Source organism: Microcystis sp. LEGE 08355 (genome assembly GCF_015207185.1).
Lineage (GTDB): Bacteria > Cyanobacteriota > Cyanobacteriia > Cyanobacteriales > Microcystaceae > Microcystis > Microcystis panniformis.
In genome coordinates this window covers 1-10,188 of sequence record NZ_JADEXI010000119.1, presented here as the reverse complement: position 1 = coordinate 10,188, position 10,188 = coordinate 1, and the positions used below count along the sequence as shown (strand labels likewise).

10 protein-coding genes and 2 pseudogenes are annotated in these 10,188 nt (G+C 42.6%); 3 read left to right on the top strand and 9 right to left on the bottom strand.

All coding sequences use genetic code 11. The annotated features are described in order from the left end of the window. Positions 1-315: 315 nt before the first annotated feature. Positions 316-1,353: a PEP-CTERM sorting domain-containing protein gene (locus tag IQ242_RS08420; protein WP_193959653.1), complete on the bottom strand. Its 1,038-nt coding sequence runs from the start codon at positions 1,351-1,353 to the stop codon at positions 316-318. A 1,309-nt stretch (positions 1,354-2,662) separates the two neighbouring features. On the opposite strand from IQ242_RS08420, the gene psb28 reads away from it, so the two are divergent. Continuing rightward, positions 2,663-3,001: a photosystem II reaction center protein Psb28 gene (gene psb28 / locus IQ242_RS08415; RefSeq protein ID WP_147069641.1), complete on the top strand. Its 339-nt coding sequence runs from the start codon at positions 2,663-2,665 to the stop codon at positions 2,999-3,001. 83 nt (positions 3,002-3,084) lie between these two features. Here psb28 and IQ242_RS08410 read toward each other — a convergent pair whose 3' ends face one another. The 7 genes from IQ242_RS08410 to IQ242_RS08380 all read right to left on the bottom strand — a co-directional run bounded on the left by IQ242_RS08410 (position 3,085) and on the right by IQ242_RS08380 (position 8,601). Next, positions 3,085-3,603, bottom strand: a complete 519-nt coding sequence (locus tag IQ242_RS08410; protein WP_193959652.1) for an FKBP-type peptidyl-prolyl cis-trans isomerase — start codon at positions 3,601-3,603, stop codon at positions 3,085-3,087. A gap of 6 nt (positions 3,604-3,609) precedes the next feature. Continuing rightward, positions 3,610-3,933, bottom strand: a complete 324-nt coding sequence (locus tag IQ242_RS08405) for a phasin family protein (RefSeq protein WP_002758682.1) — start codon at positions 3,931-3,933, stop codon at positions 3,610-3,612. 14 nt (positions 3,934-3,947) lie between these two features. After that, positions 3,948-5,771, bottom strand: coding sequence for a phosphodiester glycosidase family protein (locus tag IQ242_RS08400; protein ID WP_193959651.1), 1,824 nt, complete (start codon positions 5,769-5,771; stop codon positions 3,948-3,950). 62 nt (positions 5,772-5,833) lie between these two features. Beyond that, positions 5,834-6,385, bottom strand: a complete 552-nt coding sequence (locus tag IQ242_RS08395) for a PIN domain-containing protein (RefSeq protein ID WP_002796199.1) — start codon at positions 6,383-6,385, stop codon at positions 5,834-5,836. 17 nt (positions 6,386-6,402) lie between these two features. Then, positions 6,403-6,837, bottom strand: coding sequence for a PIN domain-containing protein (locus IQ242_RS08390; protein ID WP_002773869.1), 435 nt, complete (start codon positions 6,835-6,837; stop codon positions 6,403-6,405). After that, a complete protein-coding gene (locus IQ242_RS08385; RefSeq protein ID WP_193959650.1) occupies positions 6,822-8,369 on the bottom strand; it encodes a bifunctional pantoate--beta-alanine ligase/(d)CMP kinase in 1,548 nt (515 codons plus the stop codon). Before IQ242_RS08385 ends, IQ242_RS08390 begins: the two co-directional genes overlap by 16 nt. Positions 8,370-8,382: 13 nt before the next feature. Continuing rightward, positions 8,383-8,601: a hypothetical protein gene (locus tag IQ242_RS08380; protein WP_002737142.1), complete on the bottom strand. Its 219-nt coding sequence runs from the start codon at positions 8,599-8,601 to the stop codon at positions 8,383-8,385. Positions 8,602-9,150: 549 nt separating this feature from the next. On the opposite strand from IQ242_RS08380, the gene IQ242_RS08375 reads away from it, so the two are divergent. Then, on the top strand, positions 9,151-9,402 hold the full coding sequence (locus tag IQ242_RS08375) for a DUF4926 domain-containing protein (protein WP_193959649.1): 252 nt from the start codon (positions 9,151-9,153) through the stop codon (positions 9,400-9,402). On the opposite strand, the pseudogene IQ242_RS27060 reads toward IQ242_RS08375, so the two are convergent. Further along, positions 9,317-9,548, bottom strand: a pseudogene (locus tag IQ242_RS27060) (hypothetical protein). The gene IQ242_RS08375 and the pseudogene IQ242_RS27060 sit on opposite strands and share 86 nt — an antisense overlap. Positions 9,549-9,907: 359 nt before the next feature. Here IQ242_RS27060 and IQ242_RS08370 point away from each other — a divergent pair. Then, a pseudogene (locus IQ242_RS08370) lies at positions 9,908-10,188 on the top strand (hypothetical protein); the annotation flags it as partial.

Here is a 10,188-nt window from a genome sequence, read left to right as displayed (position 1 = left end):
AAAGTCTGTGGACTCTGTGTAAGACAGTACATGGTTTTTTAACTGTGGTATGCGACGGTGGTGGAAGCAGAAACTTAAATCGTGAGGTTTAGGAATCGCCGCACTTTTAGGGCGGCGAGGATGTCAAAGCCTTGATTTTGCCACTGATTGCACTCCGAGAGTCCTGAAGGGGTGATTTATACCATTTTTCAAAAGTAATAGCAGAGATGGTTAATTGCCCTCACCCCCAACCCCTCTCCCAGAAAGGGAGAGGGGAGTAGGAGGCAAGAGGCACTCTTGCCTCATCTCCACAAGCAATTTAAATTCGCGGGCAGCTTAGGATTTTTTACCAAGGCGAGATAGTAAGATACCGATGCCACCGATACCGAAAATACCCAGTGTCATCGATGGTTCGGGGACAGGACTAGGACTGGTCCCAAATTTACTGGTGATAAACATTCCGAAAACGTTATCATCGTCACTGGGGTTCACTGTTTTGAATTCAACGAAAGTATTTCCAGGTAAGATAAAGGGAATGGTGCTAGCAGCACTGCACGAAGAGGAACTACTACTATTGCCGAGAGCGAGGTTATAGTATTCATCATCGATTCGCGGTCCCTGCGAAGGAAGAGCGCAGGGATCGGGGTTATCAGGACTGTCACCTATCCCCCCAACAGTTATTAACGCTCCGTTGTCTGCTTCGCCATCATCCTGTCCTCCTGCGCTACTGGTTAATCGTCGATTATTGGTCGAATTAGTGGTTACGTCAATCTCAGTGGCTTGCCCACTCGGTTGACGGCTATAACTAGAGGCGAGGGAAACCAGAAAAGCTCCCCCAGCGTAAGGAGCGGGAAAATCGAACTTAACCGTGTCTCCCTTGGGATTCAGTTCCCCGTCCAAAATAACCGAGGTAAGACCTTGGGTAGAAGGATTGCTGTAGGCAACGACGAGAACTTCACCATCGTTATCGCCATCCTCAACGATACTAAAGTCTGTTGGAAATATTCCTGTAGGGGATGAAGAGGAAGCGATGATACTGGTGACATCCCAACGGGCGGTGGTGGCTAGGTTTTGATTGGGACTAAGAATAGTTGCTGAACTCACGGGAAGTGTCGTCCCATGAAAAATTACGTCGTAAACTTGACTCATATCCCAGATAGAGGCGGCATAGAGATAAGCCCTCTGAATAGTAGAACCTGTGGGTATATTGGCTTGAATAAATCCACTATTAGATTTACTTCCAAAGCCGTCAATAGAAAGGGCGGCGTTGGGAATGACATTTCGTACCAGCAAAGTAGCGGAAGCAGGGGCAATGTTTAGGCAAAGTCCAACAGTAATCCCCAGGGGGAGCAATGAATAAGTCAGTTTTTTCATGATGAGCAACTGGCAACAACTTTCAGATTATAGCGTTTATCATGAGGATGCAGTATGGCGGTATTTGTCATCATCTCTGGACGATCAGATAATATTCCGACGTTCCGCCGTTGCGTCGTTCTCTAAAACCAGAAACTTCGTATCTCACTGTTAAGATAACTACTAATAGACTGCATATCTATTGATAATTTGCCCAAGTCAAATTTTTCAAAAGTAATGGCAGAGATGGTTAATTATGCTCACAACCCAAAATTTCCCCTAGAACGCCGTTTTTGGGCGTTTTTGAAATAGGGTAAGCGTTTCCAGCTTAGGTTCTTGTTTACTTACGATAGACATAGTGTGCTAACAGACTTAAAAACCATTGGATGTAAAAGATTACTTTTGCAATTAGCTTTGACAAATCTCAACACAGTCTAGATCAGAAGCGGGAAGCAATGGCAACGTAATTTACCCTAAATACGATCATACAGCCTTCATATAAAGACTTGTGTGATTTGACGCAGTAAAAGAAGTATTTAAGGACACAAGTAAGCTAAAACACGCGTAATTAGGGTCTGCTGAAAAAGTTTTTCGTGGGGACAGGGTGTGGGGTGTAGGGTTTTACCCATTTTCATCTGGTAAGTATCTAAGCACAATTAATTACACATCTAAGCCACTACTCCGTCAGACTTCTGCTGATGTGAGCAAACAGAGAACTGAAAACTCAAATCCGATCCCTAATAGCTGTATCCCGTCTCCCGTCTCGGAGTCTCCTGTCTCGGAGTCTCCTGTCTCAACTAGGAAATTAATTTTGCACGACTACTTATATCAGGAGAGGCACTCATGCAAGAGGCAAAACGGAGAATAAATAATCAGTTTTTAATAACCGAATTTAGTATAAGAAGGGACAGAACCCCGACAGGGGATGTACTATAGAGGGCATGGAAATTAACGACCGACTACAACCCCGGAACTATGCCATCAAATTAGTTACCCCAGAAAACCAACTTGAGCCACATTGCACACTTTTGTCTTTTTGTCAAATTTCATGTTAAGAAAGATGTGACACCGAATCCGTTTTTAATAGTGTGATTAACTCCCAAGTTAGGGATTTTTTTTCCCTGCTCCCCACTCCCCACTCCCCACTCTCCACTCTCCTATACCTTTTAAATAGGATTTAGTATGACTAATGGATAGGCCTGCTACGAATAAGGAAAAATGATATTGGTATTGATATTTTGAGCTTATGCTGTCCCATCTGCTTTTTACTTGCGACTTGGTGTGAGATGATCTAGAAATGTGTATTTCATGACAAGGATAAAGAAAAGTAATGGCAGAAATTCAGTTTTCCAAGGGGTTAAAAGAACCTGTTGTTCCCGATATCCGCTTAAGTCGCACTAAAACGGGGGAGAAGGGATCGGCAAAATTTTATTTTGAGCAACCGACTATACTAGGAGATCAACAAACCGAGGAAATCACGGGGATGTATCTCATCGATGAGGAAGGGGAAATCGTCACCAGGGAAGTAAAAGGCAAATTTATCAACGGTAAACCCATGGCGATCGAAGCTACGGTTATTTTCAATTCTCCCGCAGAGTGGGATCGTTTTATGCGTTTTATGGAGCGTTACGGTAGCGAAAACGGTCTAGAATTTACTAAATCTTCCTGATTTGGCCCTTAGCTTTCGGCAATTTGTCAAAAAACCCGCATTCGGGATCGATGCGGGTAGAGGTGAAAAATCAGAGGAAAAACCTATTTAACTCCCAACAATTCCACATCGAAAAGTAAAGTCGCGTTGGCAGGAATCACCCCACCGGCACCCCGCGCACCATAACCCAATTCTGGGGGGATAATTAAGGTACGCTGCCCACCGACTTTCATCGATGCGACTCCTTCATCCCATCCTTTGATCACTTGACCAACTCCAATGGTAAAGGTAAAAGGTTGATTGCGATCCTTGGAACTATCGAATTTTTTGCCGTCTGTGAGGGTTCCCGTGTAGTGAACAGTCACTTTTTGACCTTTTTGGGGAGTTTCTCCAGTTCCTTCCACGATATCTATGTATTTTAGTCCCGAATCGGTGGTGACTGCTTGATCTAAATCCATGGAGATGATTTCCTTATTAATAGTTTGAGTGATAGGGGGTGGAGCGATTTCTGCGGCGATCGCATTGGTTTTTTCCCCTCCACCAAAGAGGGAAGCAGCGATTAAAAATAAGCCACAAACCGCAATAATAGCAAAACTGAGCAAGATTTCGCGCATTGATTTCATAGTTCCCTAACGCCAGAGTTTATTCTCTAAGTCTCTCACCTGCCGTTCTAATCTATCAATCCTTCCCCGCAGTTCATCCATTTCCGATTGTCGGGGAACCCCTAAATCCTGCAAGATATTGCGGATATAGCGTTCTAAGTTATTCTCGAAGCTCCCTTGTTCAGACTTCATCTGTGTCATCAGATCATCGACAAAGTTTTTAGCCTGATCGGAATTGATTTTACCGTCTTTTACTAATTCATCGCTCACTTCTTTGATCTTCTCTGCCACCATGGAAGTGGTGCCAATACCCATCAGCAGCAATTGTTTAATCCAGTCGCTATTATCCATTGTTTTCACCCCCTTCAAGGAGACGGTGATAAAAATATTCCTATTCCATTATGGACTTTTGCGGCGGTAACGGCAGAGCGATCGAGCAGATAACCCGCCAAGGCTATCCCGGTGGAACTACCCCCATCTAGGTTTAAACCGTCCTTTGCCGCCATTAACAGCAAAATTCGGGCTAATTCGCCTAAAGTTGCCCCCCTTCCCCCGACGCGATTATGGATAGCAACTAGCAAAATTTTTCCTTCTTGGCTAACTGCGATCGCACTGCGGGAAGCTTGTTGATTTTGGAATGCAGGACTAAATTTTTCGGCATTTCCATCTAAAACTATGCGTCCATTCTGCAATAATAGGGGGCCAGCACCTAAAATCTGGGGATAATTAGCAAAATCTCTCGGTAGGGTGACGCTATCGAGGTTGACTGTCTCACCAATCTTTAAATTAATATCTGTCTTTCGGCAGATGACTAAATAGCCATTTTCCGGTATGTCTATACTATCCTGTGGCAAAAGATTATTTAATTTCTCCGTCACGCGATCGCCTTGCACGACTAACCCGGTTTCCCGCTCGGTGAGGGGATGATAATTACTCCCCCAATCGCGAGTATAACGACTGCAGCCGGCTGTCAGGAAAGCACTATTTAACTGGGTTAGGGGAAAACGTTGTCCGGTGGCAGTAATCAGGGTTTCCTCTAAACTCAGGCGATCGATCCTGATTTTACCACGATTATCCCATGCGATCGCTCCTCGGTTTAAAATTGGTCCGGATAACCATTTGCCATCCACACGAATTGCCCCCAAAGGTAACTGATTATTACGATTAAAAAAGCCGCCATTAATCATCGCTACTGCGTTACTTTCGCTATTAATCGTGATCAGGGGATTAGTGCCGCGCATTGAGGTGGAATTAGCGGTGATTGGTTTAATAGTTATCTGAGGATTTCTGGGATCGATTTCTAACCAAGTCACGGGAAACCAATCTTGATCTAACTGGATATATTTTTGATTCCAGATTAACCCTTGTTGCCAAACAATGCGCTTTTCATCCATAGCATCGGGACGAGAATCAATGATAATTCGGGGAGGATTATCCACACTGCTGATCTGTAATCCGTAGGCAGTGGGAAGGTTAACTTTTAAACGACTGATCACCCCATTATTTTCTAAGGAAGTGATCTGAGTAGGTAAGTTATTATTGGAGTTACCTAGATCATCTTCATCGTTATTTTGATTACTGTTGCTGATAGTTTGGGGTTGAAACCTAGAGATAAGGGATTGCTGGGCATTTCCTTCTAGGGTAATCACTGCTTGATTTTTTGCCTGACTAACTTGCCAAAAGGTCGGGCGATCGAGTTGAATAATAATCCTTTGTACTGCTCCATAATTTTCTAGCTGAATATCTTGCATCTGGGGAGCAGGAAAGTTAATAGTTAAACTATCGCCATTAATAGTGGTTGTTGCCCCCATTGTTAGTAAAATATCTGTAACGTCTAGCCAGCGATCAGAATCAATTAAATTAGCTGATAAAGTTTCTAAATTAAACCAGCTTATCGGTTGCTTTTTTGGATCATTTGTGCTCAGAAAATCCATGCCAAATAATTGTCTTGCTCCCGTGTCACTCATGGCAATTCTGGTACTATTTGCTGCTGTCCACTGTCGCCAAGAAACGGGCAAAGAACGACCATTAAGAATAATTTTTTTTCCCTGTTGCTGGTTTGATAAATACCGAGAAGCTAAAGTTATTGGTGATCTGTGATCGGCTAAAGATATAGCTGGACTGCCAAGAATTATCAAGGAAGTTACCGTTAAACAGATAGATTTGATAGTAAGGGAATTTATAAGCATAAGTTTTTGTGATGATTATCACCTAGAATTTACATTAGGGAACCCAAACAAACTTGATAAAATTATATAAGTAACAAAGCCGTATCAGTATCACAAAAATTAATAGCATTTCCTTGATTATTAGTAATTAATGTATTGAGTTTCAGCAAATCTTCATCTACTGAAATAAATACTTCTGCGTTAAAGTGAATAGCCGTCGCTACATGGAGCGCATCAGCAGCTCTAATACCTCTCATTTGTAGTTCCAAACAATTTAATTGTAATTCTACGATTGTAGAAGTAAGATCGAGAGCAGTGATTCCGAAAAACCTCACTACATTAAAAGTTTGCACTACAATTGAACGAGCAGCTAAAACCCTAAAGTTACTAGCATTTTCCATCCCTATAGTCACAGAAGTAAATTGCTTAAATAGTGCTTCTTCGACTTCATAGTAGGTCAGACTGGATGTTGCTGCTAAGTGTGAAGAAGCGATTTTTTTAAGTACACTTTCGGCATCTTGAGATAGTTGAGCAGGAGTGCGACCACGGCGATTTGTAGGACGTAAATTTATTCCTCCCAAGATCAAGGGACTCAGGTAATCAATAAAAACACCTGTATCTAAATAGATTTTCAATTTTGTCAACCTTTACACTAAACTTTACTTTCAAGTTGAGCTAATAATTCTTCAGGTGTTACTACCATCGGTTTAGAGTTATATAGATAACTAGAGGCTTTTTTAAGTTTTTGATCATAGGTAACTAAATAATCACAATTAGCGGCACTACTTAAAATTAAAACATCATTCGAGTGTACCAAAATATTGCGAATATCTCTAGCATTTTGCCAATATTGATCAAGTTTTACTAAATCAAAATCCAAGATAGTCACCTTTTCTTGAATCCGATCGACTATTTCAGGATGATTACGAACTTCTGCCAAAAATAATAACTCTTGTAAAACGATCGCATTAATAGCAAGACAAACGCGATCGAGTATTTCTCGATCAAATAAATGCACACTGGCAAGATCTCCTCGTAGATAAGAAATCAAAACATCAGTATCTAAAAAAACTAGAGGCTTCTCCATTGATTTTCTTCTCCTTGATGATAAAGAGCAATGATTTTTTCCGTGACTTCTGTAATACTGAGATGATCGGTATTAACTTCGATCGCATCTGCGGCTTTTCGCAGGGGTGCTAGGGAGCGATTACTATCCAAATAATCCCTTTTTTCAATCTCTTGGATTAATTCTGCGAGACTAATCCCCCCATTTCCCTGCGCTTCTAAGTCTTTTAATCTCCTTCTGGCTCTTTCTTCGGGTGTCGCTGTCAAGAAAATCTTTAATTCCGCTTCTGGGAAAACATTAGTACCAATATCTCGACCTTCCACAACTATTCCCCCCGACATTCCCAGCTGTCTTTGCAGGGTGACTAACTGCTCTCTCACCGCTTTTTGAGCGGCAATTCTGGACACTTGCGAGGTAATTGCGGGAGAGCGAATCTCTAAAGTCACATCCTGCCCGTTAATCTTCACTATAGTGACATTTTCGGGACTATCGGCGGGGATTATTTCTATCTTCGCTAAAGATAATAACTCGGCGATGGCCGCTTCTGCGGACAAATCCAGACCGGAATTCACCACTAACCATGTCACCGCGCGATACATCGCACCGGTGTCGAGATAGGTTAACCCCAATTTTTCCGCTACTAAGCGCGTTACCGTCGATTTTCCCGCTCCAGCAGGCCCATCAATAGCGATAACTGCCCGACGTTGACGCAAAATAATATTATCAATTAAACGGGTTTGGCCGACCGATCCAGCGATCGCTAATAAGCCCTCTGTCTCGATCTGCTCGATCGGTTGTAAACTCTGGGGATGGACTAAATCCAGATACTGAGGGCGAAATTCTGCTACTCTGTCGAGATTTTTTTGGACAATAGCTAGTAGTTTTTCCCTTTGTCTTTCCCCTAAACGAAAACTTTCGAGAGCTAATTGCAAACTTTGGGGGATAATTGTCGCTTTTTCCCTTTCTGTGACCGATAGATACTGATTGCGAGAACTAAATGCTAATCCCGATGTTTCTCGCACTGTAGCACAAGCGCGAATCTCGATCGCTAAATTTAAATCCCTGACTAATTGCCGGATAACCGCTAACTGTTGGGCATCCTTTTCGCCAAAATAGGCGATCGTCGGTGCAATTATATTAAATAACCTGGTGACAATTGTGGCTACTCCCTGAAAATGTCCCGGACGAAAAGCACCACATAACCCGCTAGTCAGAGAAGTCGGGGGAACAACTGCGGTTATCTCCTCAGAATTACCAATTCCTAAAGTTTCCGCACTGGGAGCAAAAATAGCAGCAACTCCCAAGGATTCACACAGTTGGCGATCGCTTTCAAAGGTGCGGGGATAGCTAGAAAAATCCTCTGTAGGTCCAAATTGTAGAGGATTAACAAAAATACTGACCACAGTTACCTCCGCTTCCGTCACTGCGCGTCGAATTAGACTAGCATGACCTTTATGGAGGGCGCCCATGGTTGGCACGAGGGCAATACTGCGATCGGGACGATAATCAGCCAAAAAAGTGCGTAAACCGGGGATTGTCGTGAATATTTGCACAGGGTTCACTCCTTTAATAGCCTATTCCACTACTATTCGCCAGGGGATGCTGCCCGATGATCGATTCGGCTGCTTCCGGGGAATCGGCTTTAAATAATAACATCCCATCGCCTCTTTCTGTCCAATAACTCGTTTTTGTCTCCCGTCCTGACTTGAAAGAGGGTGTAGGGTGTAGGGTGTGGGGTGTAGGGAAAGAAACCTCTTTCATCTGTGGGGGTGAAAATTTTTTCATCGGGACTGACTTGATTAAACGCTGCACACAAGTAGGGAGGCACAATTATTTGTAGGATGGGTTAGCGGTAGCGTAACCCATGCGGGTGTTGGGTTTCATGCTTCAACCCAACCTACGTTCATCTTATATTTAATTCCACCCACCTACTTAGGACTGTTTGACAAACCAGGGCATAATTTTTTTCAGGACAATGACCGGTAAGCAACCCGACAATTATATAGATTAATGGCAAAAAAGACTTGACAAAATCCCTCGATTTGACCTATACTTTTTATTATAATGGGAATCCGTGCCGAAATATATATAAGCCTTTTTAGTCCGGACTATTTAAAAAAAAACTTTCTGCAATTACAACCCCAAAAAAACCTTGAAACAATATCAATTAATACACTTGATCGGTGAATCGAATAGGGAACCTTCGATCGAGTCGAGGGCGAATTAATCGGCAGTAATCAAGTTCGCCTATCCGTCGTCACGATTTGGCTAAAACGAAACCTCGATCATCAATTTCAATTTATCACCCTCAAACCCCGAAAGGAAAAATAAACCATGGCGCAACTATACGAAGAAGTGACCCTAGCCCGCGACGTTCCCGAATACAATCTTAAGCAGGGTGATTGGGCGATTCTTGTCGATATAGTTCCCCATCCGAAGGGGGGTGAGGAAGGATATGTTTTAGAACTATTCAACGAAGTAGAAGAATCGGTTAACGTCGTCATTGTCCCGAAATCGGCGATTGAAGAAGAGGAAAAAGAAGGTTCTTCGTTACTTGGTATGGTTCGATATGGGGGCATAAATTGACTAAATACTTATCTGGCAAGAGACTTAATTGATTAGTTCGTTCTAGAGCGAAAACAATTGACAAAAATCGCAGCAATGTCTGTCTCTATCGGGGTTTCATTCCTTATAACCCCCTCCCTTGCATAACACGAATAGAAGAACCTAATTTTTTTCAGGACAATGACTGGTAAGCAACCCGACAATTATATAGATTAATGGCAAAAAAGACTTGACAAAATCCCTCAATTTGACCTATACTTTTTAGTATAATTGGAATCCGTGCCGAAATATATATAAGCCTTTTTAGTTCCGATAATTAAGTGGTTCTGATTAAATAGAAGATAGATTTTGTCTTTGATCCCCTTGCCCCCTAGGGTTGATTCATAGTAGGGTTGATTCATGAATCAACTCTACCTTGAGGGGGTTTGATCCCCCCTTAATCCCCCCTTGATAAGGGGGGTGTTTGACAGTTAACACCTACCTACTTAATAAACCATCACCGGGTAAATAGCCAGAGATAAAAATTATGAAGGAAAGCACCGTCCCCACCATTAATCTCGCCCCTAAACTCAGACGCGATTTATCTTTATGGAATCCCTTTGATTATCTTTTGCTGTTGTACTGGGTGTTTTATTTTCCCCAAGCAGTGCGCTGGTATGTGGAAACGAGAGGCGGCGGCGATAACCATCCCGTACAATTGCGTCTAGGGATTCAGGGTCTTCTCTTAACTGTAATTACCCCTCTGATTATCTGTAGCATAGCAGCAAATTTAGGACTTTCTGTTAATTGGGTGGGCGTGGTGTGGGG

Excerpts from the sequence above, each read along its gene's own strand:
- IQ242_RS08420 (WP_193959653.1), bottom strand. The coding sequence starts at position 1,353 with ATGAAAAAACTGACTTATTCATTGCTCCCCCTGGGGATTACTGTTGGA.
- IQ242_RS08400 (WP_193959651.1), bottom strand. The coding sequence starts at position 5,771 with ATGCTTATAAATTCCCTTACTATCAAATCTATCTGTTTAACGGTAACT.
- psb28 (WP_147069641.1), top strand. The coding sequence starts at position 2,663 with ATGGCAGAAATTCAGTTTTCCAAGGGGTTAAAAGAACCTGTTGTTCCC.
- IQ242_RS08390 (WP_002773869.1), bottom strand. The coding sequence starts at position 6,837 with ATGGAGAAGCCTCTAGTTTTTTTAGATACTGATGTTTTGATTTCTTAT.
- IQ242_RS08405 (WP_002758682.1), bottom strand. The coding sequence starts at position 3,933 with ATGGATAATAGCGACTGGATTAAACAATTGCTGCTGATGGGTATTGGC.
- IQ242_RS08380 (WP_002737142.1), bottom strand. The coding sequence starts at position 8,601 with ATGAAAAAATTTTCACCCCCACAGATGAAAGAGGTTTCTTTCCCTACA.
- IQ242_RS08410 (WP_193959652.1), bottom strand. The coding sequence starts at position 3,603 with ATGAAATCAATGCGCGAAATCTTGCTCAGTTTTGCTATTATTGCGGTT.
- IQ242_RS08375 (WP_193959649.1), top strand. The coding sequence starts at position 9,151 with ATGGCGCAACTATACGAAGAAGTGACCCTAGCCCGCGACGTTCCCGAA.